Annotated in this window: 21 protein-coding genes; 10 read left to right on the forward strand and 11 right to left on the reverse strand. The window is 69.5% G+C overall.

Features of this window, described 5'->3' with window-relative positions; translation table 11 throughout:
- Positions 1-24: 24 nt before the first annotated feature.
- The 3 genes from AB0P41_RS03860 to AB0P41_RS03870 are packed head-to-tail and all read right to left on the reverse strand — an operon-like array spanning position 25 to position 4706.
- The gene (locus AB0P41_RS03860) at positions 25-1467 is read right to left on the reverse strand and encodes an extracellular solute-binding protein (protein WP_365929855.1); all 1443 of its coding nucleotides are present in this window, start codon (positions 1465-1467) and stop codon (positions 25-27) included.
- The gene (locus AB0P41_RS03865) at positions 1464-4175 is read right to left on the reverse strand and encodes a VWA domain-containing protein (protein WP_365929857.1); all 2712 of its coding nucleotides are present in this window, start codon (positions 4173-4175) and stop codon (positions 1464-1466) included. The genes AB0P41_RS03860 and AB0P41_RS03865 overlap by 4 nt, the downstream gene beginning before the upstream one ends.
- Positions 4176-4181: 6 nt before the next feature.
- Entirely contained in the window at positions 4182-4706 is a 525-nt protein-coding gene (locus AB0P41_RS03870; protein WP_365929860.1) for a hypothetical protein, read from the reverse strand.
- Between the two features lie 281 nt (positions 4707-4987).
- On the opposite strand from AB0P41_RS03870, the gene AB0P41_RS03875 reads away from it, so the two are divergent.
- Positions 4988-5194, forward strand: coding sequence for a DUF4287 domain-containing protein (locus AB0P41_RS03875; RefSeq protein WP_365929861.1), 207 nt, complete (start codon positions 4988-4990; stop codon positions 5192-5194).
- An 18-nt stretch (positions 5195-5212) separates the two neighbouring features.
- On the opposite strand, the gene AB0P41_RS03880 is transcribed toward AB0P41_RS03875, so the two are convergent.
- Positions 5213-7606 carry a SpoIIE family protein phosphatase gene (locus tag AB0P41_RS03880; RefSeq protein WP_365929863.1) on the reverse strand — a complete coding sequence of 798 codons (2394 nt, stop codon included), beginning with the start codon at positions 7604-7606 and terminating at the stop codon, positions 5213-5215.
- 363 nt (positions 7607-7969) lie between these two features.
- Here AB0P41_RS03880 and AB0P41_RS03885 point away from each other — a divergent pair, with 363 nt between their 5' ends.
- From AB0P41_RS03885 to AB0P41_RS03900, 4 genes are all read left to right on the forward strand, one after another.
- The gene (locus AB0P41_RS03885; protein WP_365929865.1) at positions 7970-8692 is read left to right on the forward strand and encodes a hypothetical protein; all 723 of its coding nucleotides are present in this window, start codon (positions 7970-7972) and stop codon (positions 8690-8692) included.
- 42 nt (positions 8693-8734) lie between these two features.
- Positions 8735-10315, forward strand: coding sequence for a hypothetical protein (locus AB0P41_RS03890; RefSeq protein ID WP_365929866.1), 1581 nt, complete (start codon positions 8735-8737; stop codon positions 10313-10315).
- 76 nt (positions 10316-10391) lie between these two features.
- Complete coding sequence (locus AB0P41_RS03895) at positions 10392-10775, forward strand: DUF5955 family protein (protein ID WP_356708449.1); 384 nt, start codon at positions 10392-10394, stop codon at positions 10773-10775.
- A 46-nt stretch (positions 10776-10821) separates the two neighbouring features.
- Positions 10822-11394 carry a hypothetical protein gene (locus AB0P41_RS03900; protein ID WP_365929868.1) on the forward strand — a complete coding sequence of 191 codons (573 nt, stop codon included), beginning with the start codon at positions 10822-10824 and terminating at the stop codon, positions 11392-11394.
- 45 nt (positions 11395-11439) lie between these two features.
- Here the strand turns inward: AB0P41_RS03900 and AB0P41_RS03905 are convergent, their stop codons facing one another.
- Positions 11440-13005, reverse strand: a complete 1566-nt coding sequence (locus AB0P41_RS03905) for an MFS transporter (RefSeq protein WP_365929870.1) — start codon at positions 13003-13005, stop codon at positions 11440-11442.
- A 114-nt stretch (positions 13006-13119) separates the two neighbouring features.
- Between AB0P41_RS03905 and AB0P41_RS03910 the strand changes: the two genes are divergently transcribed.
- Complete coding sequence (locus AB0P41_RS03910) at positions 13120-14037, forward strand: TetR/AcrR family transcriptional regulator C-terminal domain-containing protein (RefSeq protein WP_365929872.1); 918 nt, start codon at positions 13120-13122, stop codon at positions 14035-14037.
- An 89-nt stretch (positions 14038-14126) separates the two neighbouring features.
- The gene (locus AB0P41_RS03915) at positions 14127-17264 is read left to right on the forward strand and encodes a DUF3427 domain-containing protein (RefSeq protein ID WP_365929874.1); all 3138 of its coding nucleotides are present in this window, start codon (positions 14127-14129) and stop codon (positions 17262-17264) included.
- Here AB0P41_RS03915 and AB0P41_RS03920 read toward each other — a convergent pair.
- From AB0P41_RS03920 to AB0P41_RS03930, 3 genes are all read right to left on the reverse strand, one after another.
- Complete coding sequence (locus tag AB0P41_RS03920) at positions 17240-18235, reverse strand: YDG/SRA domain-containing protein (RefSeq protein ID WP_365929876.1); 996 nt, start codon at positions 18233-18235, stop codon at positions 17240-17242. The two genes, AB0P41_RS03915 and AB0P41_RS03920, sit on opposite strands and share 25 nt — an antisense overlap.
- A gap of 582 nt (positions 18236-18817) precedes the next feature.
- Positions 18818-19009: a DUF397 domain-containing protein gene (locus AB0P41_RS03925; protein WP_365929878.1), complete on the reverse strand. Its 192-nt coding sequence runs from the start codon at positions 19007-19009 to the stop codon at positions 18818-18820.
- Positions 19006-19851: a helix-turn-helix transcriptional regulator gene (locus AB0P41_RS03930; protein WP_365929880.1), complete on the reverse strand. Its 846-nt coding sequence runs from the start codon at positions 19849-19851 to the stop codon at positions 19006-19008. The genes AB0P41_RS03925 and AB0P41_RS03930 overlap by 4 nt, the downstream gene beginning before the upstream one ends.
- Positions 19852-20009: 158 nt before the next feature.
- On the opposite strand from AB0P41_RS03930, the gene AB0P41_RS03935 reads away from it, so the two are divergent.
- Positions 20010-20453 (forward strand): ATP-binding protein, encoded by a 444-nt coding sequence (locus AB0P41_RS03935; protein WP_365929882.1) that lies wholly within the window; start codon positions 20010-20012, stop codon positions 20451-20453.
- Positions 20454-20608: 155 nt separating this feature from the next.
- On the opposite strand, the gene AB0P41_RS03940 is transcribed toward AB0P41_RS03935, so the two are convergent.
- A complete protein-coding gene (locus AB0P41_RS03940) occupies positions 20609-21004 on the reverse strand; it encodes a hypothetical protein (protein ID WP_356708478.1) in 396 nt (131 codons plus the stop codon).
- A gap of 130 nt (positions 21005-21134) precedes the next feature.
- On the reverse strand, positions 21135-21536 hold the full coding sequence (locus tag AB0P41_RS03945) for a VOC family protein (RefSeq protein ID WP_365929885.1): 402 nt from the start codon (positions 21534-21536) through the stop codon (positions 21135-21137).
- Positions 21537-21705: 169 nt separating this feature from the next.
- Here AB0P41_RS03945 and AB0P41_RS03950 point away from each other — a divergent pair, with 169 nt between their 5' ends.
- Together AB0P41_RS03950 and AB0P41_RS03955 are read left to right on the forward strand one after the other, a co-directional pair.
- Positions 21706-22146 (forward strand): hypothetical protein, encoded by a 441-nt coding sequence (locus tag AB0P41_RS03950; RefSeq protein ID WP_356708481.1) that lies wholly within the window; start codon positions 21706-21708, stop codon positions 22144-22146.
- 381 nt (positions 22147-22527) lie between these two features.
- Positions 22528-23181 (forward strand): DUF6357 family protein, encoded by a 654-nt coding sequence (locus AB0P41_RS03955; RefSeq protein ID WP_365929887.1) that lies wholly within the window; start codon positions 22528-22530, stop codon positions 23179-23181.
- A gap of 265 nt (positions 23182-23446) precedes the next feature.
- Here the strand turns inward: AB0P41_RS03955 and AB0P41_RS03960 are convergent, their stop codons facing one another.
- On the reverse strand, positions 23447-23815 hold the full coding sequence (locus AB0P41_RS03960) for a hypothetical protein (protein ID WP_356708485.1): 369 nt from the start codon (positions 23813-23815) through the stop codon (positions 23447-23449).
- Position 23816: the final 1 nt, after the last annotated feature.

Raw genomic sequence — 23816 nt, forward strand, 5'->3', positions numbered from 1 at the left:
TGCCCCCTTTCCGGGGCAGCCCCGTCACTTCCCCGCGAACACGTCCCGCAGCTCCTTGTCGAGCTTCGCGGCGGCCTCGTCGGTGTCGGGCCGCTCCGCGGCCAGCAGCGCGTGCACATGGGATTGCAGGACCTGGGTGAACGCGCCGTAGTAGGGGGTGCGCGGCCGTTGCACCGCCTCGGCCAGCGCCTCGCCGAGGATCCGGATGTACTCGGCTCGCTCGTCTTCCCCCTGCCCCTGCGGCGCCCCCTCCCCCGTGGCCGCCGCCTTCGGCGCGTCCCCCGCCGGCCGGAGCGCGGCGGCGACCCGGGGCCAGCAGGGCTTCGCGGTGCTGCCGTAGACGGAGGCCCGGGTCGCCGCGAAACCGGCGTCGAGCAGGCAGCGTTCGCTCTCCGGCGAGGTCAGGAAGGTGATGAGCTCGCCGGCTGCCTCCGCGCGGGGCGAGTCGGCGGTGACGGCGAGGTTCTGCCCGCCGAGCACGGCCTTCCCCGGCAGCCGGTTCACGGCGTAGTCCTGCGGGCGCATCAGGCTCCCCAGAGCCCCGTAGGCGTACGGCCAGTGGCGCAGGAAGACCGCGCGTCCCTCGGCGAAGTCGGTGAGGGACGCCGTCTCGTCGGAGGTGAGCGCGGCGGGCTGGACACGGCCCCGGTCGACGCGGTCGAGGAGCGTGTCGAGCCCCTTCTTCAGCTTTCCGGCGTCGGAGGTGTACTTGCCTTCGCTGTCGGTGAGTTCGACCCCGGCGTCGGCGAACGCCTCGACGGTGTTGACGGTCAGTCCCTCGTACTGCTTCAACTGCGTGGTCCAGCCGGCCCGTTCGTCACGGCGGACCGGGTTCAGCCCGAGGGTCTTGACGGAGGAGTAGAGCTGGTCCCACGTCCAGTGGTCGTTGGGCTGCTTGTCCGCCTTGATGTCGGCCGCCGTCAGTAGGCGGGGCCGGTAGTAGAGGAGCCCCACGTCCGTGTTGAACGGCCGGGCGTAGGACCGGTCCTTCCAGACGGTGGTGGCGTGTACCTGCGGGATGAAGTCGAGGTCGCCCTCGGCGGCTGTGGCCCCGGATTCCCCGACGGGCATCGGGCGGATGAGCCCGGCCTCGGCGAACTCCGGGATCCAGGTGATGTCGAGGTTCACCACGTCGTAGCGGGCGCTGCCGGACTGGAGGGCGCCCAGGAGCTGGCTGCGCTGCTGGTCGGCGCCGCCGGGCAGCTCGACGAGCTTCGCCTGTTCGGCCTTCGACCCGGCGTGGCGGCGGTTCCATTCCTCTATGAGCTGCTGCCGTACGCTGCCGGAGCCGGTGACGTCCAGTCCGCTGGCGACGACGATCGGACCTTCGGCCGGCTTCCCCTGACCGTCCTGCGGCGCCCCTCCCGGCCCTCCCGTGCAGGCGGCGGAGACGAGCGCGAGCAGGCAGGTGAGGGCGACGGCCGCCCTGCCCCTCCGGTGATTGGTGCGCCGGTCGCAGTGGGTCATTCCGCGTCCCCCGTACCGGTCTTGGCGACCTCCGCCGTCAGTTCCGCCGCGATGTCGTCGGCCGGATCGAGGCAGCGGCCACCGCTCGCCTCCGCGAGCCGCTCGCCGAACCGGCCGGGTGCGCAGGCGCCGTCCTGGAGCGAGACCGTCACGATCCTGACCAGCGGGGTCCTCCCCGCCTCCGTGACCAGCCGCTGCTGTTCCCTCTCCTTCACGGCTTCAAAGTCCTCGCCGTCGGTGACCAGGACGAGCAGCCGGGGCTGCTCCTCGTCGGGCAGTTCCCGCAGAGTGCCGAGCGCCTCGCGCATGCCCGCCGCGATGCGGGCGTCGAAGTCGGCGGTTCCCGCGCGTGCGACGGTCTTCTGCGCGTCGGCCCTGGAGGCAGACCCGAAGGGAACGCGGTCCGTGGCCCGTTTCCCCTCGGCGACGGCCGCCAGCCACACCCCGTACGAGTCCCCGGCGCCCAGGGAGCTCATCGAACGGGCCACCAGTTCCTTGGCCCCGCCGGTGCCGTCCCAGACCCGTTTGTCGGCCATCGAGGTCGAGTTGTCGAGGAGATACAGCACCCGTCCGGGCCCGAGCGCTCCCCGGTAGCGGTCCAGGGTGTCGGTCAGTGAGGTGGAGACGTCGGCTCCCGGGCCGGTCTGCGGGATCTGTTCGCGTACGGCCGACGTGTTGTCCTCGTTGGCCAGCACCGAGTCCCCGGTCGGCGGTGCCGGGGAGCCCTTCGCGACGCCCCGGAAGCCGTCGTCGGTGAAGCACCTCTGGGCGTCCTCGTCCGTGGTCAGCCAGGTGTAGAAGTCCTTCACGGCGTCCTCGCGGGCGGCGGCGTCCCGGTCGGCCCCGGCCCAGGTGACCCGGACGAAGGGGAGGTCCAGCATCGGCACGTCGGACGGGTAGTGGGCCACCCGGTGCGCCAGTGCCTCGGTCGCGCAGGAGGGCCGGCCCGGCTCGCCCGCCGACAGGTTGAACTGCGCCAGGGTCTGCTCCGGCACGAGGACGGCCGCCCGGTCCTCCAGGTCGTTGTGGGCACCGTCGGCCAGTACGCACATCAGTTCCCGTGCGGTGGAGGGCATGGGCCGCAGCACCTGGGACATCCTCTGTTCGAGCGTGCCCACGCTCCCGGAGGAGGCGTAGAGCGCGTCGGTCGCCAGCAGGGCCCCCTCGGTGTCCTCGGGGTCGGGACGCAGGATCTCGACCGTCTGGTCCTCCTCCAGCCCGGAGATGATCGCGCCGAGCGGATCGTCGGTCTGCAGGGACTGCGCGAGACGCATGGTGTCCGGCACGCCGAGGACCATCGGCGTATAGGCGATGGGTCCCAGGCGGTCGAGGTCCACCACACTCTTTCCGGCGTCGGCCGCGGGCTCGTCGCCGTCGTCCCCGGTGGCCGTCGCGGTGGAGGGCGTGCCGCCGCCCGCCCCGTCGGCCGTCGCCCGCTGCCACGCGCTGTCGGCGGCCGGGATCCAGATGTCCGGCTGGGCGCCCACGTCCCGCTGGGGCCGCGGGCAGTCACCGGAGGACGGGCAGGTGGCGGGCGGTTCCTGCCAGAGCGAGGAGGACCGCAGGGCGGCCACGGCGTCGGTGGCCTTGGCGTCGTACACGTTGATGCCGACGGTCCGGCAGCCGTCGACGTCCCGCTTGGTATAGGCGTCGGCGGCCTTCTGCACGGTGGCCCTCAGATCGGGGTCGGTGGCCACGCGCAGTTCCAGGGGCGACGGGCAGGGGCCGCCGGAGGCCCCGCCCAGGAAGTACCACGCACCGGCCCCGGCGAGGGCGACGACACCCGCCAGGACCACCGCTGCCGTACGCGTCAGACGGCTGAGCACCCCGGAAAGCAGCCGGCCCGGGAGGCACGGCGGCCGCTCCGGGTCCTGCGGATTCTCGTCCTCTTCCGGGGGCTTCGGATCCGGCGGATGAAGGACCGGGGGCACAGGGCGTTCCGCGTCCGTGGCGAAGGCGAGCACGACGTCGTCGCCGTGGCGGAGCTCGTCCGGGATCCACGGGTGCCCGTCGACGGCCTTGAAGGGCTCCATCGCCTCACGGATCCCCTCGACGATCCGCGTGAAGGTGACCGGCTCGCCCTTGCCGGTGGTCAGCAGCCGGTGGAGGGCCGCCGTGAACTCCGTACCGGTACGGGGATCGCCGGGCGGGACCTCCACGCCGGGCTCGGCGGCGGTGAGGAGGGCGAAGTTCTGCCCCACGGCCGGCTGGAAGGCGCGGAGGGCGTTACCGGCGAAGCAGCAGTCGAGGATGACGACGACCCAGTCGGCGTGGGAGTTCCGCAGGACGCCCATGACCTCGTTGTCCCAGGACAGGGTGCCGACGAAGGGATGGTGCCGGTCCCTGGTCACCTCCGAGTCGGTGAACATCAGGTTGAGGTCACTGCCGTCGGGGCGCACGATGCCGTGCCCGGCGAAGTAGACCACCAGCAGCCCGGTGACCTCCCTGCGGGCAGCGGCGAGCGCGGTGCGCACGCTGTTCGGATCGACGGTGGTGTCAGGGCCGCCACCGTCCGGTGGGACCACGACGAGATCCTCCGGGGCGAGCACGCCGGTGCGTTCGTCAGTCAGGGCCTCGCGCATGAGGCGGAGGTTCGTGGTGACGGAGGGCAGGTCGTTCCGGGCACCCCTGTAGTGCTCCACCCCGATGAGCACGGCCCTGTGACGCTTGGCTCCGTTCTCCTCGCCGCGCGCGTCGTACGGCGGCACGGCCCGCTAGTCCTCTCCGGGCTCGTCGCCACCGCGCGTTCGGTTCGGGCCGCCGGACCCGGGCCCCGCGTCCGGGCCCCCGTCACCGACGCGGGAGTCGCCCCGGGAGTCGCCCCGCGCGGCGTCCTCGTCGGTGTCGCGTCTCAGGTCGGACCCGGCGCCCTCGGGCGGCCCGTCCAGCGTGACCCGCGGCCTCTCCTCGGGGTCGGCGAACCGGCGCCGGTTGCGCAGCCAGGTCTCCACGGACCGCCAGGCGTTCTCGGCCACCGAGCGCGCCACCTCGACGGAGACGACCAGGATGATGTCCTGGATCAGCTCCCCGCCCATCGCCTCGGCCTGCTTGAACGAGGCCTTGCGGGCCAGGGTGACTTCGTCCCGCTCCAGCGCGTCCTCGAGGACCGGCGCGTTCCTCAGCCAGGTGCTCAGGGCTTCGAGGTCGTCGCGCCGGGTGTGCGTCCCGCTGAGGCTGATCCGTAACTCGATGCTCTCCTGCCCCTGTTCCCGCACGCCCGTGTCCGCCCCGTCCGCCATGCCTGCCCCCATCGACCCCGTCGCTCTCGCCCCGCAAGGGACTGGTCACTGAACACAGGAGTATTTCACGCGAGTTGACAGGAGGCACCCCTTTGTTCCGCTCCATCTGAAGCTTCCGCGCGAGGTCGTGGTGCGCGTGCCGAGGTCGCGGTGCGCGTACCCGAGGTCGTGGTGCGCGCACCCGAGGTCGTGGTGCGCGCACCGATGACTTCTTCGCCCTCCGGCAGTCATCATCACCGGCCACACGGACCTCATGACGGAACCACGGACGGGACGAGAACATGACCGAAGCAGTGAAGGGCCCGGCGAGCTACTTCCCCTCGATCGAGAAGAAGTACGGCCGCCCGGTCGCGGAGTGGAAGGAGCTCGTCCGCTCCTCGCCCCTGACCGGGCACATGGAGCTCGTCTCCTGGCTCAAGTCCGAACACGGCATGGGACACGGCCACGCCAACGCCCTGGTCGCGCACACGCTGGCCGAGGACAAGTAGGAGCCGGCAGGGGCCTGTTCACCCCTGGTCGTCCGGGAGCTCGTCGTCGGGGAGCGCGCCGGTGGAGGGCCCGTCGTCGGGGGTCTCGCCCTCGACGTCCGTCTCGGGGATCGCCTGCTCCGACCAGACGGTCTTGCCCTCGGCCGCGTAACGGGTGCCCCACAGCGAGGCGAGCTGGGAAATGATGAAGAGGCCCCGCCCGCCCTCGTCGACCGCTCCGGCGTACTTCATGTACGGGGCGGTGGTGCTGCCGTCCCGGATCTCGCAGGTCAGACCGCGGTCCAGGATGAGGCGCAGCTCCACCGGCGGGCGGCCGTAGCGCACGGCGTTGGTCACCAGCTCGCTGACGATCAGCTCGGTCGCGTCACCGGTGTCACCGTCGACGTGCCAGCCGGCCAGCGCCTTCGACGCGAGGCGGCGCGCGGTGGCCGGGGCCGTCTTGTCGTACGGGAGCTCCCAGGCGGCGTACCGGTCCGCGGGCATCGCGTGCGTGCGGGCCAGGAGCACGGCCGAGCCGCGGAGGGCGGCGGCGTCGGGCAGGGCGTAGGAGACCGCGTCGCAGAGTTCCCGCAGCGGCCGGTCCGGCGGTGAGAGCGCCTGGACCAGCAGGCCCGTACGGGGGTGGGCGTGGTCCTGCAGCGCGTTGCTGTGGAGCGCGATCAGGCTGCCCTCGGGCACCGGGAACGTGACCGCCGCCACGGGTTCGCGGTTCTGCGTGCCGAGTGGTGGTCCCTTGGGGACGGTGGCCTCCGTGAGGGCGCCCTCCGCGCCGACGACGAGGGGGGCGCAGTGCCCGGCGGAGGCCACGGTGCACGTCTCGGTGAAGGGGTCGTACACGGCGTACGTGCACGACGCGGTCAGTGGCTCACGGTGCAGCGGGTCGCTCTGCGGCAGGTCGGCGCGTTCCCGTGCCAGCCGGTCCGCGGTGTCGTACAGGCGCGCCAGCAGCTCGTCGGGTTCCAGGTCGAGTGCGGCGAGGGAGTGGACGACGGTGCGCAACTGCCCCATGGTGGTGGCCGCGTGGATGCCCCGCTCGGCCACCTCCCCGATGACGAGGGCGGTGCGGGCCCCGGGCAGCGCGATCGTGTCGAACCAGCTGCCCGCGCCCCCGCCGGGCAGCAGCAGGTGGTCCGTCTCGACGGCGGGCTGGGGGGACGGGCGCTGGGGCAGCAGCCGGCGCTGCAGGGCGCTGGCGATGGTGTACTCGTGCACGTAGCGGCGGGCGTTGTCGATGCCGAGGGCGACGCGGGACGCCATCGCGGTCGCCACGGGGATGTCCTCCTCGGTGAAGGGCTCGGAGTCGCCGCAGCGGTAGAGGCTCACCATCCCGAGGACGGCTCCGCGCAGGGTCAGCGGCGCCAGCAGGAGCGTATGGGCGCGCTGCTCCCGGATGGAGCGCGCCCGCGCGGGGTCGGCGTCGGCCCAGGGTGCGTCCTCGACCGGGACGACGCGGGCCCGCAGGTCGGACAGGGCACGCTGGAACGGCGTCCCCAGGGCCACGGCCCGCACGTCGCCGATCGGGTAGGCGGGCTCGTCGCCGCCTCCGAACGCGGCCCGCCGCAGCGGCACGTCCCGGCCGAGCGGTCCGGGCTGCGGGGTCTCGCCGCGCAGGACCGCGTCGACGACCTCGACGACGCCGATGTCGGCGTAACCGGGGACCAGCGCGTCGACGAGGTCGCGGCAGGTGGCCTCGACGTCCAGTGTGCGGCCCACGCTGTCGCGCACCGCGTCGAGCGCCGCGTCCCGGGCCTGGCGCCTCGCCTGTTCGGTGACGTCGGCCACGGAGACGGAGACCCCCAGGACGGCACCGTGGCGGCCCGGCCGCGCCCCGTGCCCCTCCTGGAGCCGGAACGCCGAGAGGGAGAGGGTACGCCGCCCGCCGGGCACGTCGCCGGGGCGGGCGCGGAAGGGGCGCTCGATGCCGGGCACGCCGGTGCGCAGGACCTCCCGTACGAACGCCTCGACCCGCTCCGGTTCCTCGAAGGCGCACACATCGCGGAACGGCAGGCCGCGCAGCCGCTCGGTCTCGTCGGTGTCGGGGTCCGGGGAGTGGTCGCTGATCCGCAGGAGGCGGAGGTCCGGGTCGAGGACATGGACGCGTACGTGTGCCTGGGTGAACATCACGTCCAGCAGCGCCTGCCCGAGGGCCCCGGGGCCGGGGCCCCCGTCGGCGGCGCGGACGGCCCAGCCCCCGCCCGCGAGCGGCTCCAGCCGCAGGCCCGTACGCGCCTGGCCGTCCCCGCCCAAGGCGTCGCCCTCACCTCGGATGCCGCCGGTTTCGTCCGCCAGTACGTCCATGACGTACCGGCCCAGCGCGTCGGCGGTCGTCGCACCGAAGCGCCTCTCGGCCGCCCGGCTCCACCCGGTGACCACTCCGGCGCCGTCCACGACCATCAGGGGCGCATCAGCCATGAATCCAGCTCCTCCACCCCCGCTCGGGCCCGGGACAGGGCCTCCTTACACGTGGACACGTACCGAACCAGCATCGGGCCCGCTTCTGCCGACCGCTACCTGAGCGGGCGGACAGCAGGACAACCGGGCCTTGTACCACATCGCCGCCTCTCAGGACGGAATATGCCCCTATCTGCGCAATCCACTGACATTCAGGTCACCCCTACGCCACACTCTGGCTCCCGAACAATGACAGAGCGGACAGGAGACCGGATGACAGGCTCGGCCGATCCGCCCGGTGCCGACGGCCGGGTCACTCGTACGTCCCCGGAGCCCGGCACCGCGCCGCCTCCGCCGGGCCGAGGCCCCCGTCCCGTGCGGTACGTGCACGACGAAATCCTCCGTACGCTCGCCCCACCGGTGCGAAAGACGCTGGTCAGGGTTCTGGCTGTGCCGCTCGTCCTCCTTCTGGTGCCGGCCACACACCCTTGGTCGTATCTGCCGTCCGACGACGGCGGCGAATCCCCCTACAGCGCGGGTGCGCCCGAGTCCTCCGCCTCGGACCCGGCGGGCGGCGGCAGTGCGGAGGAGCCCCCGCCGACCGGGACACCGGCCACCTCCACGGCGCCGACCGCGTCCGCCGAGGAGGCAGCCCAGGCGGGCGCGCTGGACGAGATCGTGGAGAAGTCGGCCGACTACCGGACGAGTGTGCAAACGGCTGTCGACGACGCCTCGGCGTGCGGCGCGGCGCAAGGCCTCGACCAGGACGCCTCCGCCCTCCGCGGCGCGGCCGAGGCGCGGAGTTCACTCGCTTCCGACGTGAACGCCCTGACACTCGACCAGGTCACTCGCGGACTCGACCTGAAAGTTCTTCTCCAGGAGGCGCTTCGACTCTCGGCCACCGTCGACAACCACTTCGCCGACTGGGCCGCGGCTGTCGACGACGGCTCGTGTTCCGCTTCCTCCGTCACCGACCAGGCCGACTACCTCCTGGCCACGGGCGAGGCGAACGAGGCCGCAGCGACAGCGAAGCAGGACTTCGTGGACGCCTGGAACCCGATCGCGGAGACGTACGCGCTGCGTTCGTGGCGTGCCGACCAGTTCTGAGCCCTACCGCCGTGAACCGGCGAGAACTCCCGGGGGATCGACATGAGCACTGACCGCACCACGTCTTCCGCACCACCGCCCGGCGGCCCGGACCGCACCGACCCCGCGCCCCCGGACCCGTCACCGGTGCCGGGGGGCCAGGACGGGGCCCCCTCCGCGCAGTCCGAGGTGACCAGGCTGCTGTCCGTCGGCGCCCATGTGGACCGGGAGTTCGCCGACCGGGTGATCGAGGAGCTTTTCGACAACCGCCACCGCCTCGCCGCTCCCGCCTACGGCTACGACGCGGCGACCGTGCTGGGCCACGCGCTTGCCGCCCGTCGGCTGCGGCGCGTCCGGACGGCCGTGTCCACCGCGGCGGCTCTCCAGTGGCTCCTCGTCGGGGTGCTCGCCGTCGTGGCGGGACCGCTCGGAGTGACGGCCTTCTGGGTGTGCACCGTCGTGGGTCTGTGGGCGGCCTGGGCCGCGCGCCTGGTCGGCGAGATCGTCACCCGGCAGATCACCACGGTCCATCTCAGGCCTGCCACGCGGTCGGACGCCGGGTACGGTTTCGACGGCGAGCCGCCGCTGAGCACCACGAGCGATGCCGAGATCTACGACGAGATCCGGCAGGAGCAGGACGGAAGCTCCGGCATCGTCCACTACGGCGGGTACATGCCGTTCGTCGGCGCGGGGCACGCGCTGCGCGCCTGGTCCTTCGCCGTGCTGCTGGACGGAGCGCCCCTCCACCCCACCGCCCTTTCCCGCCCGGACCCCGCTTCCACGCCGGCCGGCATCACCCCCTTCACCGGCCCGGAGCTGACGGCCTACGTACAGGAGCGGCTCACCACGCACCTGCTGACGGAGGTCTCGCACCCGGACCAGCGGCTGGACGGCCTGGAGGTCACTCGCCGTCTCTACGCACGCGCCGACGGCCCGCATCCGCCCGCATCCGGGGAGGACGGCGGCCCCCGGCCGGACGGCCCGTCCACGCGGGAGCGGTCCGAGCACTACGACGCGGCACGCGAGTTCCTCGTCGTCCGGGTCGGTTCCTGGTCGGAGGAGCTCGTCCTCACCGTCTTCCTCAACTTCGATCTCAAGGGCAGGGTCCTGCACACCCAGTTGCACGCCTACGAGCTCCTGCCGGTGAAGGCGGCCTACCACGCTCCGGACCGGCTGCCGCGCGGAGTGAACAGCCGGGTGCTGCGGACCCTGGCACTCGAGGCGCTGCTCGGCGGCATGGGCGCGGTCGCCGCCGCACCCCGGGCCCTGCGCTCCCGCCGGGCGGCCGCGCGCCGGGCCACCGGCACCGTGCCACTACCGGATCCGGACACCGACGCCGGTGACCTGCCGTACACCGACTGGGGCGCGCGGCACAGCGTGCGCCAGCTGGGGGCGAGCTCGGGCTATCACCACTACTTCCAGCGGATGGACAGCACCAAGTACTTCAAGGTCGTGGAACGCCGGACGCTGGAGGTCATCCTCGACTTCCTCGATCTGAAGCACGTGGACACCACCGAATTCCGGGCCCGGCAGTCGGAGGTCCTGAACGTCGGCATCCTGCAGACCGGCAGCGGCACGATCGTCAACCGCGGTACCACCGCCGTCGGTTCCGACGCGTCCGTCTCGGTCACCGGCAGCGGGTGACGGCGGGCCACCAGGCCACCGGTCCACCGGGACATCCACGTCCCACACGTCGACCACGCGAGAAGAGAAGAGAGACATGAGCGGCGAACAGAACATCGGCATCTACCAGGCCGGCAGCGGAAAGATCGACAACTCGGGTACGACAGTCGCCGGTTCGGGTGCCAAGGTGTCCGTCACCACCGACGGTCCGGCCACCGCACCGGACGGGCTGTCCCCCAGCGAGGCGCTCGCCGCGCTGCGCGAACTGCTCGCCGTGCACGGCAGGGAGCTCCCCGACGCCGACCGCGCACGGGCACGCGGCGAGCTGGAGGAGGTGGCGGACGAACTCGCCGCCGACGAGCCGGACCGGGGCCGCCTCGCCGGCGCACTGGACCGGCTGGGCACCGCACTCGGATCCGTCGCCGGCCTGGCGGCCGCCGCGGAAGCCCTGAAGCAGGCCGTCACCGGGCTCTTCGCGTGACCATCGGACCTCACGGCGGGGCCGTACCGGGAGAGGGCGGGCACTGATGCCGAACGAATTCATGCAGCTGCGGAAGGCCGTCCGCAGGCGGGACCTGATCAGATACGGCAGCCTCGGTCTGCTGTCCGTCGCCCTGGCCGCCTGCGGCGGGAAGAAGGGGGAGGACGACGACGCCTCGGGCGCCAAGGGACGGGGCGGCGGTTCCAGCAGGCCGACCGTCGCCGGGGCCGCCGTCCAGGCCTTCGTACAGGGCGCGTGGAACCTCGCCTACAGCCCACAGGGAGAGGTCAACGACGAGTACCGGCGGATCGAGATCACGGGCCGCACCTGGGACCTCGACGGGGGCGACCTGGTCGGCTCCTTCACGCTCACCGGCGACGAACTCCAGCTCACGATCGACAACATGAGCACGGACAACGTCTGGGCTGCCACCGGCATGCCGGGCACGGTCGGCGAGGACGCCTCGCTCACCCTGCAGTGGGGGCACGACGCGGAGTCCGGCCTCAGCGACGGAGAACCGGTGGACACCACACCGTTCCCCCTCCCCGTCGCGTGGGACGGCACCACGCTCAAGATCCAGACCGTCGACGGTGTATTGATCACCGCGGTGCGCGCCTGACATCCCGTAACGGTGCGGGTGAGCTCCCTACGGTCAGCCCTTGGATCAGCGTGCCGACGCCGTGGGCCGGCTGCGGTCCGTGGGCGGCGGCGTGGCGGGCGTCCGTCCGGACGTGCCCCGCAGGAAGACGGCCGAGAACACCCCGGCCCCCGCCATGGCCACCGCCGCACCGACCGCCGCGATGCCCAGCCCGTGGGTGAAGGCGTCACGCGCGGCGGACAGTACGGTCTCGGCCGCCGCGGCCGGCAGCTCGGCCGCGACCGCCGCCGCGCCGCCCAGGGTCTCGCGCACCACGTCGGCGTGGGCCGTCCCGGCGGGCAGGGCGTCGGCCATGTCCCGGCTGTAGACCGCGGCGCCGACGGAACCGAGGATCGCCATGCCGAGGGCTCCGCCCAGCTCCTGCCCCGACTCCAGGACGGCCGCCGCCGATCCGGCGCGCTCCGGCGGGGCGGCACCCAGGGCGAGCTCGTTGGCGAGGGTCATGGAGGCGACCAGGCCGCCCGCGTAGACGGAGCCGCCGGCGAGGGCGAACCACAGGGGCGAGTCCGTACGCAGCTGGGACAGCCAGAGGAATCCGCAGGCGGCGACGAGAAAGCCGCCCCCCATCACGTAGGCACGGTCGGTCCGCTGGGCGAGCGCGGCCCCGGTCGGCGCCATGACGGCGACGCCCGCGGCGGGCACGAGGCTCCACAGCGCGGCGGTGAGCGGGCTCAGGCCGAGCACGGACTGCAGGTACTGCGTGAAGAAGACGGCCATGCCCACCGTGGCGAACATCGCGAGCAGGTTGGCGAGCACCGGCCCGCCGAAGGCGCGCCGTCCGAGCAGGCCGAGATCGATCAGGGGGTGGGCGACGCGCTTCTGACGGCGTACGAAGACGAGGCCGAGCACCAGCCCGGCGGCGACGCAGAGCGCGGGCAGCGGTTCGTAACCGTGCCGGGCCCACTCCTTGATGCCGTAGATGACCGCGAGCAGGGCACCGAGCGAGAGCACGGCGCCGAGCAGGTCGAACCGTCCGCGGGCGGTGGTGGCGGTCTCCGGCACCAGGACGGGCACCAGCACGAGCAGCAGCACCATGGCGGGGAGGTTGACGATGAACACCGAGCCCCACCAGAAGTGTTCGAGCAGCAGCCCGCTGACGACGGGTCCCAGCGAGATACCGGTGGTCATGACGCCCGTCCAGACGGTCACCGCCTGCCCGCGCTGCTTCGCGTCGTGGAAGAGGTTGCGGATCAGGGCGAGGGTGGAGGGCATCAGGGCCGCCCCGCCGATCCCCAGCAACGCGCGTACGCCGATGAGCACTTCCGCGGAGTGCGCGTACGCGGCGGCGACCGAGGCCGCGCCGAAGACGGCGGCTCCGGCGAGGACCAGCGTGCGCCGCCCGATGCGGTCGCCGAGGGCGCCCATGACGATGAGCAGGCCGGCGAGCACGAAGCCGTACACGTCCAGGATCCACAACTGCTGGGTGGCGCTCGGCTCCAGGTCCTGGCTGATGTAGGGGATGGCGAAGTAGAGGACGGACACGTCCATCGAGACGAGGAGCAGCGGCAGCATCAGGACGCCGAGGGCGGTCCATTCCTTGCGGCCCGCGCGGGGGCCGGGTGTGTTCTCCATGTGCAGCACGGAAGCGGGCCGCGACGTACACCGCAAACAGCTCCCTAGTGCACCGGCCCGCACTCCCAGCTGACAGGGGTGCGGGGGCCCCAGGTGCACTAGTACGGTGGCGCGATGACCACCGAACCGCCCTACCTCCGCATCGCCGGGGAGATCCGCCGCCGCATCGCCTCGGGCGAGCTCGGCCCGGGTGACGCGGTCCCCTCCACGCGCCGGATCACGCAGGAGTGGGGCGTCGCGATGGCCACGGCCACGAAGGCCCTCGGGGCGCTCGGCCAGGAGGGCCTGGTGCGGGCGGTGCCCGGCATCGGCACCGTGGTCGCGGAGAGCGGCCGGGAGCGCGCCATGCCGCCGGGCCGGCAGCTCAGCCGCGAACGCGTCATCCGTACGGCGATTGCGCTGGCGGACGAGGAGGGCCTCGCCGCACTCTCGATGCGGCGCCTCGCGACGGAGTTCGGCACCTCCACGATGGCCCTGTACCGCCACGTCCCGAGCAAGGGCGAACTGGTCCGGCTGATGTCGGAGGCGGTGTTCGGCAGCGGCCCGCCCGGCCCACGCCCGACGGGCTGGCGCCCCCGGCTGGAGCGGGAGGCACGCTGGCTGTGGAAGCAGTACCAGCAACACCCCTGGCTGGCCCGCGCCATGGCCAGCATCACCCGCCCGATGGCCTCCCCGAACGCCATGCAGTACCTGGAGCGCGTCCTGAGCGCCCTGACGGGCCTCGGCCTCACCCCGGAGCAGATGCTGCACACCCACCTCACGGTGCTCGGCTACGCCCAGGGCATCGCGATGGCCGCCGAGCTGGAATCCCGGGCGCGGCAGGACAGCGGCATGACGGCGGCCGAGTGGATGACGTCGATGGAGCCGCGCATGGACGCGATCCAGACGGCCACGGCCTACCCGGTGCTGTCCACGCTCTCGGATGAGGACGGCTTCGAACTGGAGCTGGACGCCCTCTTCGAGTTCGGCCTGGCACGGGTGCTGGACGGGGTGGAGGGGCTGGTGGCGGGGGCGCAAGCGGATACGGGTTGACGAAGAGGAGGGCGGGCGGCCGGGAGCTCGGTGTCCGTGCCCCTTGATACAACTGCACCTGTACGTGACGAGACGAGGGGGACTCGGCTATGCCCAGCGACATTCCAACGACCGCCCCAGTGGTCGGGCTTTATGAAACGCTCATCACGCACCGCCTGGAAGAGCGGATGAAACAGCTCGATGCGGCCGGGTGGCGTTCCATCGAAGGGCACGTTGGTCCCGAATCTTCGCCTCACGTCCTCGCCCGCCACATCGGCAATACGGTCCGACAGGTCCTCCAGGGGCTCTCCCCTACAGAGCAGGTGCTCGCGGCCAACCACATCCTGGAGTCCCTCAACACCATTGAGGGTGCGACGCAATGGGTTGACCTGGTCACCGATGGCCCCCGTCAGCTGCTATCAGTCGCCGAGGAGGAAGCTCCCGGTGTGTACGCCATCCGCCCCGCGACCCCCTTGTCCGACACGGCCCTCATCACCAACTCCCCAGAGGATCCGAGCCTCGGCTTCGAACTCCGCGCCGAGCTGGCCACAGCAGACAGCGTCGATCTCCTCTGTGCCTTCGTGAAGTGGCATGGCCTTCGTGTCCTTGAGCAGTCCCTCACCTCCGCACAGGCTCGCGGCGTACCAATCCGGGTCCTAACAACCACGTACATCGGAGCCACGGAACGCCGCGCTTTGGACCGTCTTGTCCGGGATTTCGGAGCACAGGTCAAGGTCAACTATGAGCTTCGCTCCACACGACTCCACGCAAAGGCCTGGCTCTTCCGGAGGGCAAGTGGCTTCGACACGGCCTACGTAGGCAGCTCGAACCTGTCCAAGGCCGCGCTTCTTGATGGACTCGAGTGGAACGTACGTCTTTCATCCGTCGCCACGCCTTCTGTCCTCCGCAAGTTCGAGGCCACATTCGATGCTTACTGGAGCGAGCAGGCCTTCGAGCCCTACGACCCCGACACCGACGCGCAACGGCTGGACGAGGCCCTTTCCCACGCCGGTGGCTCCCACCAGCGAGACCGAAGCACGATCACTCTCTCCGGCCTAGAAGTCCGTCCCTACCCGCATCAGCGCGACATGCTCGAACGCCTAGAAGTCGAGCGAACCGTACATGACCGCCACCACAATCTGCTGGTGGCCGCGACGGGCACAGGCAAGACAGTGATGGCCGCACTGGACTTCAAGCGTCTACGCCAGACGCTCGGTAGAGAGCCCCGCCTACTCTTCGTGGCCCATCGCAAAGAAATCCTCGAACAGTCCCTCCGCGTGTACCAAAATGTGCTAATCGACGCCAATTTTGGCGAGCTGTTCTACGCCGGCGAGATCCCAGACCACTGGACTCACGTCTTCGCAAGCGTCCAGTCTCTGAACGCGCGCACCCTGGACCGCTTCGCCTCGGACCATTTCGACGTCATCGTCATCGATGAGTTTCACCACGGCACATCACCCACCTACCGCAAGATTTTGGATCACTTCGCACCGAAGGAGCTGCTCGGTCTCACGGCGACACCGGAGCGCATGGACGGCCTGAACATTCAGGACGAGTACTTCGATGGGCGGATCGCCGCGGAGATGCGGCTCTGGGAGGCCTTGGAGAACGAGCTACTCAGCCCGTTTCACTACTTTGGCATCACCGACAACACCGACATGAGTGCGGTCACCTGGAAGCGCGGGACGTACGACTCGACAGCTCTCAGTAATCTGTTCACCGGTAACGACGCACGCGCCCGTCTCGTTGTCCAGGCAGTGATCGACAAGGTGACAGACCCAGGCTCGATGCGCGCTCTGGGCTTCTGTGTCTCGGTGGCACACGCACACTTCATGGCCACCTTCTTTCAGCGCGCTGGGCTCAACGCCCGCGCGCTCTCTGGCGAGACGCCACGTCACGAGAGGAAGGCAGCTCTCGACGAACTACGAGCGGGCACCCTCCAAGTGATCTTTTCGGTGGATCTGTTCAACGAGGGACTCGACATCCCCGACGTCGACACCTTGCTCCTGCTGCGTCCCACTTCCAGCGCCACTGTCTTTCTTCAGCAGTTGGGGCGCGGGCTTCGCCGCACCGAAGACAAGGCCGTGCTCACGGTCCTGGACTTCATCGGACAGCACCGCAAGGAGTTCCGCTTCGAAGAGCAGTTCCGGGCGCTGACCAACCTGACGAGGAACCGCCTGCTGACGAACATCGAGCAAGGCTTCCCGCAACTTCCCTCTGGCTGCCAGATCGTCCTTGAGGCGAAAGCCAAGGACCTGATCATTGACAACATCAGGAACCAAATCGGTGTAAATGTCACCCAGCTGGCACGCGAAGTAGCCGCGTACGCCGAGCCGCGCCTCACGGACTACCTTCGGGAGAGCGGCCGGGAGTTGAAGGAGCTCTACCGGGGCAACGGGAACTCCTGGACCGGGCTGCTGCGCCGGGCGAAGCTACTGGCGGAGGTAGGGCCTGCCGGTGAAGCAGCGCTCCTGAAGCGGGTCTCAGCCTTCCTTCACGTGGATGACCCGCTCCGCGTGGCGGCATACAGTCAACTCCTGACCGACGACACCCCGGACTACGAACAGCTCTCGGAACAAGGGCAGGCGTACGCCCGCATGTTCTTCTTCTCGCTCTGGCCGCTGGGCGGTGGCTTCACCAGCTACCAAGCCGGCCTCGACGCTCTGCGCCCCCAGAAAGCCTTCCGTGACGAGCTCCACCAGGTTCTTGCCCATGTCCTCGAACAGGCAGACCATGTCCCCCTTCCCCTTCTCGGCTCCCACACAAGCCTGCCGCTCGCAGTCCATGCGTCGTACAGCCGCGAGGAAATCTTGCCTGCCCTTGGGCAGTCGGCCGTAGACGGCTTCATGCCCGGCCATTTCCGAGAGGGGGTGAAGTGGTGTGAGGGCATCCAGACGGATGCCCTCCTCATCACTCTTGAGAAGGACGAGAAGGACTTCTCGCCAGAGACGCGATACAAGGACTACGCCCGCAGCGACTCACTGTTCCACTGGGAGTCTCAGAACCAGACCTCGGAGTCCTCTCCCACCGGCATCCGCTACCAGACCCACAAAGAGCGGGGCACTCACGTGCTGCTTTTCGTTCGTCGCTACAAGAAGACGGACATTGGGGGCCCTCAGCCATGGATACTGCTGGGCCCCGCCGAGTATGTCGAGCACAAGGGCAGCAAGCCCATGGGAATTGTGTGGAAGCTCCGCCATCAGATCCCAGCTGACGTGCTCACCTACTCGGCCATCGCCGCCGGATGATCTGAACCTGATATTCCCCAGAATCGACGATGCGCACGAGCAAACTGCGGCTCTATGCGATGTTGCTCAACGGTCCTTAGTGGCGTTACACGTCGAAACTCGTCTGTGGCGTACCGATCAATAACGTGCAAGTAGTCGGTAATATAGAGGGCTCCTCGATCCAGGCGAATGTGGCAGTTGGGGCACAGGCATAGGACGTTGCCGTCAACGTCCGGTCCCCCATCCGGGCCACCTAGAGCCTGCATGTGTGCCCCCTCCGCATACTTTTCACCATTACGCCCTACTGAGATCGCCAGTCCACATATCTGGCAAGTGTAATCGTGCAACCTCTTCACTCGTCGGGAGACCGCGGTGTCCCGAATGATGCGGTTTATGGTGGCGGTGCGCCTCCGGGTGGACGTGTCAGGCCCGCCCCTGCCCGCTTCTACTTCCGCACTTTGCCGATGCAGCAGGTCCCGCACTTGCTCCTCAACTGAGGTCAACTCCTGCGCTCGGTCTCCGAGGCGTCGAAGCCTGAACCGGCATATGCGGAAACCTTCTTTGCCGGCCTCGTCCCAGTCCTGCAGCACCGCATACAGACCGTCGTACCGATAGCCGGTGACTGGTGAGTATTTTGTAACCCCCTTGTATCCACGGATGACGCGAACGGGGGCCTGCTGGATGCGACTCATCCGGAGACTCGCATTGCCGCGATTCCCCCAGCTCTGATCTTCTACCTGCCGTTTAGAGTTTCCTTTCTGCCCACCAGCGCCTGTGTAAATAATCTCGGTCCACCGATCGACATCATCGACGTAGCCGTCATTCAGCACTATCGCATCGGCGACTTTGCGACCTTCACCATCTACACCCCAAGAAATACCAGCTATCGTCTCTTTGGTGAGCCCGGCAGCCTTAACATCCGCCCTTGACTTGAAGTGTGATCCAGGAGCCACGTCGCCCACATGCCCAAGAACAGCTTTGTAGTCACTCATGCGCACATACTGCCGAAGAAAGTTCCGATTGTGACCACTTGAGGCGGAACATGATCACGAGTGGCCGAAAGCAATCCAACCTTGGCTGGAATTAAGAGCTGGGTATTTAGGTTAGAGCCCTCCATGACCCACTCGCACACTCACACGTAGCCAACCTCGATTCACCAGTAGGTCCAGTACCGAATCGAATTCACGCGAGCGGATGCAGAAATGCTGAAAGAATTTTACTCATGACCGGTTCGACCCGGTGATCCGTCGAACTCTGCCGTGATGTGGGCACGCCTGCCAGGTTCTCGAGGTGCGAAGAACTCGTCCGAGAGGCTTGCATCAGCACTATGACCGAAGTGCTCGCTGACCTGGTAGGGAACGATGAGTTCGCTCAGCCTCCTCGAAGAATCGACGACGGAGAGGCCCCGCCGGACGTGGAAGACCTGGGGCCGGAGCGAGTAGTTGGGCGGCGATTGAGATCATCGGCGACGACATCGCGCCCGGCTACGAGACCGGGCACCGCCTCCTCCTCATCCGCCACCTCCGCTACACCCGTCAACTGCGAGGTGGTCTATGGCTGCTCCGGCGCTAATTTCAAACGCGCGATTCAGCAGCAAGCACCCTGAACGCGGACCATGCGTGAGGCGAGACCGTCAGCGCGTGCCTCCGTACGTCCTTCGAGTCCCGGACCAACACGGCCTCGACAGCAAAGGCAACCTCGACGCAGTTGTCACCGCCGGTGCCGCTGTAACTGCTTTTGAACCAGGCGAGTTCAGAGGTGGTCATAGCGCTCCTCGCAGTTGCTCAAGCAGGCTGGCGGACGCCTCGGGGCTGAGGGCCTGCGAGCGCATCTTGCCATAGCGCTGGAGCATTGAACTGACCTGATCTCCTTGGGTAGCGAGCGCACTGGTGTCGTGGCCCTCGACGTACCCGATCCACTGGTGCCCGGGAGTCTCCGCCAAGTACATCGAACCGTCCAGCCCCGCGTGCGCTACCTGCCGCAGCGGCATGACCTGGATCTCCACGTTACGCAGGCTGCCCATACGCAGCAGGTAGCCGATGAGGGAGCGCGTGACCTCCGGACCGCCGGTGTCCCGTTGAATCAGTGCCTGCTCGATGATGAAGCCGAACGCCGTGTTCCCCTTGTCCGTGAGCAGGCGCTGACGTTCCAGTCGCGCGGCAACCTGCGTCTCGAGTTGATCGTCCGTCAACGGTGGCAACCGGCTGCTGAACACTGCCCTGATATACGGCTCCGGCTGCAACAAGCCTGGAATGACTCGGCACTCATACGCGTACAGCGCGATCGCGTCCTCCTCGATCCCCGCCCACTGCAAGAACCACGACGCCAGCCCCACCTTCCGCGTCAGGCTCTTGGCCGCCGCTGCCAGCACCCGTGCCGCCGCCGCTCCCAGTACGTCCTCCGAGCGGTCGAGCAAGTCCCTCGGCGGGAATCGCTTGCCCTGCTCGATCTTGGCGATGTACGCCGCCGAGTATCCGACCCGCGCTGCGAACTGCTCCTGCGTCAGCCGCGCTTCGTCGCGCAGCGCCTTGAGTACGGCCCCGAACGTCTTGAGGCTGTCCGAGGACTCCGGCTCCCCACAGTGTCCCCCGCCGTTGTCCGAAGCCATGCCCGGCCGCCTCTCCCCTTGCGCTGCGCCCGCTTGTGGGCCACGAGCAAGGGTTACGTACAGTGACCCTCCCGGTCCAGCGCGTGAACCAGTACAAGCCGATCTGTATCGGCGCCGTGCCTGCCGCGAAGCCTTGCGCTCGCACCAGGCTGGCGTCCATGCCAGCCCCTCACACCCCATCCCCCGTCACCACGCGCCTGTTCCTGCAGCGCTTCTCCGCCACCCGGCGCGGAGCCCGCCTCGCCCGCCTGCTCGCCGGGCTGCAGTTGGCCGAGTGGGGGCACCCTCGCGGGGCGGACGACCATGACGCGGTCACGATCGTCGTCGCCGAGCTCGCCGCGAACGCCGTGCTGCACGGCCGTGTGCCCGGCAGGGACTTCGCCCTGTCCCTCCGTTACGACCAGGCCCTGGGCGTCATCTGTATCGAGGTGTCCGACACCCACCCGGCCCGGCCCGTCCCCGTCGTGCCGGCCTCCGACGAGGACCACGGCCGCGGGCTGATCCTCGTCGATGCTCTCGCCACCCGTTGGGGTGTTCATGACCGCGTGGGACCCGGCAAGACGGTCTGGGCGGAGTGCGCCCTGTCCACGGCGGCCGGATAGCCCAGGGAGCCGGATGGCCTGGGGCCGGGTAGCCGGGGCCGGGTAGCCGGGGGCCGGATCGCCCGCGTACCGGCCCGTTGCCCCATGAGGCGAGGCCCCGGCCGTGCCCGTGCGTATCGCCGGTGCGGCTGAGGCCTCGCCCGAGGGGCTTGCTTTCAGGATGCGTAGAAGCCGGAGCGGTTGTAGTCGGCGTCCGCGAACTTGAAGCGGTAGATGGTGCCGTCGTTGACGTCGGTGGCGATCGCCGTCCACTCGTTCGCCCTCGTCGTCTTGTAGTTGGTCTGGCAGTAGTTGAGGCTGCCCGAGGGCTTCTTGTAGAAGCAGACCTTCACGCTCTTGGCGTTCGGGATCTTGATGTTGATGTCGTCGCAGTTGCTGGTCGCCGACCAGTAGCTGTTGCCGGTCGGCGCGTACTGGGTGCCGTCCGACTTGTAGAAGGACTTGTAGCTGCCGTAGCAGGTGGCCGCACTCGCGGACGTCGCGCCGGCCAGGCCCCCGCCTGCCAGCGCACCGGTCAACGCGATCGTGACCAGCAGGCTCCGCTTCTTCATGGTGCTTTCTCCCCCGTGACGACCGACGCTGTGCCATCGCCCATCGTGGCGGCGTACGCCGGTCACGGGCACCTGGAATGTTCCAGGTACCCGTGTCACCGAGCGGCTGGTAGGCGACGGGGCCGGTCCGTCAGGGGGTCCGGTCCTGTCCGCTGCCGCTGGGCGCGTGGCTCAGGTCCACCACACAGAAGATGTTGCCGTCCGGGTCGGCGAGCACGACGAAGTCGGGGTCCGGCGGATACAGGTCCCAGTCGACCGTCTGCGCGCCGAGGCCGATCAGGCGGCGCACCTCCGCCTGCTGTTCCTCGGCCGTGTCCACGAAGAGGTCCAGGTGGACACGGGGGCGCGGCTCGGCCGGGGATGCGCTCTGCATCAGGCCGAGCGCCCGGCCCGAGCCGCCGGGGTACTGGAGTGTCCGCCATGTGTCGCTCGCCCACTCCTCAGCGACGACCAGGTTCAGCGCCTCGGTCCAGAAGGCCACTGCGCGAGGGATGTCCGTGACACCGATGACAGGGATTCCGAGTTTCAGCATGGGGCGAGCCTAATCAGGGGCCAGTCGTCCCCTCGCCCCGTCAGGGGGAGGGAAACAGGTCGAAGCGCCGGTGCCGCCCGTTGCCGGGCGTAACGGCATGTCGGCCGGTATCGGGACCGTGCCGGGCCCTGGAGCGCAGGGGGTCGGTCGGGCAGGCTAGTTTGCTCGGATGAGTCTCCTTGATGATGTGGCCGAGCGCGACGGCTGGCGGTGCTGGGTATGTGACGAAGCGGTCGATCCCGACGAGTCGGTGAACGACCCGCGGGGGCCCAGCGTCGACAGCCGGACCGCCGACCGGAAGGCCAAGGTCGCCGAACGGCTCGCCCACCGCGGATGCAACACCCGCAAGGGCGCGGTCAAGGTGGCCATCGCCTGGCCGGACCACCTGTACGTGGTCGAACCCGCGCCGCTGATCACCGTCGCCGGAAGGCTGGAGCGCAAGGGGGGTCGCGAGATGGTGGGCCGTTGTCCGACAAGGCGGGACGCCCAAGAGGCGGCGGACTGGCTGGTGGACCGGTTCTCCCGCCTGGTACCGGGACTGCCGGTGACGGCCGACATCGAACCGGGCGGCGGCCAGTTCCTCGTCATCCTGGCCGCAGGCCGCCGCTGACCATCACGAGCGCCCACTCGCGCCCGACGCCGGCCTGTCCTGGCCGAGCTGACCCACATCGCTCGCCTGTGCTCAGCTACGGTCGATATCGCCGGGCCGCACCCGTGACGGGGGCCGAACCGGAACACAGCACATGCTGCTCCGCGGCCTGGATGTGCTCCTCGTTCATCGACCGGGGTGCGGCCCTCGTCCCACGCCCACACGGCCTGAGCAAGTCCCGCTCCCTCCCGTCGCTCCCCCACGCCGAGGCCCACACCCGGTGGACATGGGCGTCGGCATCGACCGTATCGTCGGCCGGCTTCCCGTCGGGGCCTTTGCGCAGCCGGGCGCGGTAAGCCAGTTCGCAGCTCGCGCCGGTCAACTCTGGAACGAAGGAAACATATGGCTCGCCCTTACGCATCCGGACCGAAACAGTTCGTCTTCGTCGGCGGTGACGGTGACAGTCAGCAGGTCTCCGTAGGCGACCCCCAGGAAGCCTACGTAGCATTCTCCGCGTTCTTCCACGGTCGGGATTCCGACACCTACACCATCGAAGACGAACCGGCCGGTCAGAGCTTGGTGCTCATGCCCGGTCAAGGTGTGATCGCCCGGATCGAAGCGGCGGAGCAGCCGCGGTCGGAATATCTCCAGGTCGGCAGGGCCAATCGCTACCTGCCGAGCGCGATGCTGTTCTTCGAGAACGGATATGCGGGCCTCGACCACTTCGGCCAGTGGTTCCCGGACCTCGCCGACCTCGACGCGTCACCGGAGACCCGCGGCGCCACCCGCGCCGCCACTGTCACGACCGAAGCCGCGGCCATCAAAGAAGTCGCCCGGATCTGGGCGGACTCGGGCATTGTGGACCCGAGCAACCAGTACTACGTCTTCTTCGACTCGCATGATGTCGACGACGACCGAGCTGAACGAGCCGAACTGTTCAGGTTGATCGATTTCCTCGGCATCGAACGAGTCGACGCCCCGGCCGAGGCCGCCGAAGGTGAAGTCTGGGTGCGCACCGACGTGCGTCTCGACGCCGAATTCGAACGGTGGTCCTGACCAGGCACTGCGGCAACGATCCTCCTGCTGACCGGCTGCTTCCTGAAGCCCTCGATCCGCCGTCACCGTGTGCAAGCACCCTCGTCGGCGCGGGGTGGCTCGGCGGCCCGGAAGCCTGACACGCTGCATCCTGTCGTGCCGCCGAAGCCGCAGGCGGCCACTTCCCGCACTCCGGCCGGGGCGGGCGTACCCCGGAGGGCCCACGGCCGGCCTGCGGCCGGCCTTCCGGATACGCAGTACGCCGCAGGAGTCCTCGCCGCCCTCGTCAGCCCGTCCGGGGGCCGGGGCGGGGTGTGGGCCCGTGCGGTGGGGGCTCGTCCGGGGGCCGGGGGAGGAAGTTGATGCTGTCGTCCATCAGTTCCGTACGGGACCAGGTCCGGTAGTTCGCCGGAGGGATGTCCGCGTTCGGCCACTGCGGGTCGGCAGGCGCGTAGCTCTCCTCGGACAGGCCCGCGACCTGCAGCAGGTCCAGGAGCATGCGCTGCGTCAGGGGTTCGTCCAAATACTCGGCGGCGTCCTCGGCCCCCCAGCGGACCACTGTCTCGGCTGCCCGGGCAAGGCCCTCCACGCTGGCCGCCGGAAACGCCAGAGCGAGGGAGACCTTCACGATCTCGACGGCGTCCTCTCCGCGCACG

The organism is Streptomyces sp. NPDC079167, assembly GCF_040686735.1.
In the GTDB taxonomy this organism is placed as follows: Bacteria; Actinomycetota; Actinomycetes; order Streptomycetales; family Streptomycetaceae; genus Streptomyces.

Coding starts and splice junctions, on each gene's coding strand:
- AB0P41_RS03860 (WP_365929855.1), bottom strand. CDS start 1,467: ATGACCCACTGCGACCGGCGCACCAATCACCGGAGGGGCAGGGCGGCC.
- AB0P41_RS03870 (WP_365929860.1), bottom strand. CDS start 4,706: ATGGCGGACGGGGCGGACACGGGCGTGCGGGAACAGGGGCAGGAGAGC.
- AB0P41_RS03875 (WP_365929861.1), top strand. CDS start 4,988: ATGACCGAAGCAGTGAAGGGCCCGGCGAGCTACTTCCCCTCGATCGAG.
- AB0P41_RS03880 (WP_365929863.1), bottom strand. CDS start 7,606: ATGGCTGATGCGCCCCTGATGGTCGTGGACGGCGCCGGAGTGGTCACC.
- AB0P41_RS03890 (WP_365929866.1), top strand. CDS start 8,735: ATGAGCACTGACCGCACCACGTCTTCCGCACCACCGCCCGGCGGCCCG.
- AB0P41_RS03895 (WP_356708449.1), top strand. CDS start 10,392: ATGAGCGGCGAACAGAACATCGGCATCTACCAGGCCGGCAGCGGAAAG.
- AB0P41_RS03900 (WP_365929868.1), top strand. CDS start 10,822: ATGCCGAACGAATTCATGCAGCTGCGGAAGGCCGTCCGCAGGCGGGAC.
- AB0P41_RS03905 (WP_365929870.1), bottom strand. CDS start 13,005: ATGGAGAACACACCCGGCCCCCGCGCGGGCCGCAAGGAATGGACCGCC.
- AB0P41_RS03910 (WP_365929872.1), top strand. CDS start 13,120: ATGACCACCGAACCGCCCTACCTCCGCATCGCCGGGGAGATCCGCCGC.
- AB0P41_RS03915 (WP_365929874.1), top strand. CDS start 14,127: ATGCCCAGCGACATTCCAACGACCGCCCCAGTGGTCGGGCTTTATGAA.
- AB0P41_RS03920 (WP_365929876.1), bottom strand. CDS start 18,235: ATGAGTGACTACAAAGCTGTTCTTGGGCATGTGGGCGACGTGGCTCCT.
- AB0P41_RS03925 (WP_365929878.1), bottom strand. CDS start 19,009: ATGACCACCTCTGAACTCGCCTGGTTCAAAAGCAGTTACAGCGGCACC.
- AB0P41_RS03930 (WP_365929880.1), bottom strand. CDS start 19,851: ATGGCTTCGGACAACGGCGGGGGACACTGTGGGGAGCCGGAGTCCTCG.
- AB0P41_RS03935 (WP_365929882.1), top strand. CDS start 20,010: ATGCCAGCCCCTCACACCCCATCCCCCGTCACCACGCGCCTGTTCCTG.
- AB0P41_RS03940 (WP_356708478.1), bottom strand. CDS start 21,004: ATGAAGAAGCGGAGCCTGCTGGTCACGATCGCGTTGACCGGTGCGCTG.
- AB0P41_RS03945 (WP_365929885.1), bottom strand. CDS start 21,536: ATGCTGAAACTCGGAATCCCTGTCATCGGTGTCACGGACATCCCTCGC.
- AB0P41_RS03950 (WP_356708481.1), top strand. CDS start 21,706: ATGAGTCTCCTTGATGATGTGGCCGAGCGCGACGGCTGGCGGTGCTGG.
- AB0P41_RS03955 (WP_365929887.1), top strand. CDS start 22,528: ATGGCTCGCCCTTACGCATCCGGACCGAAACAGTTCGTCTTCGTCGGC.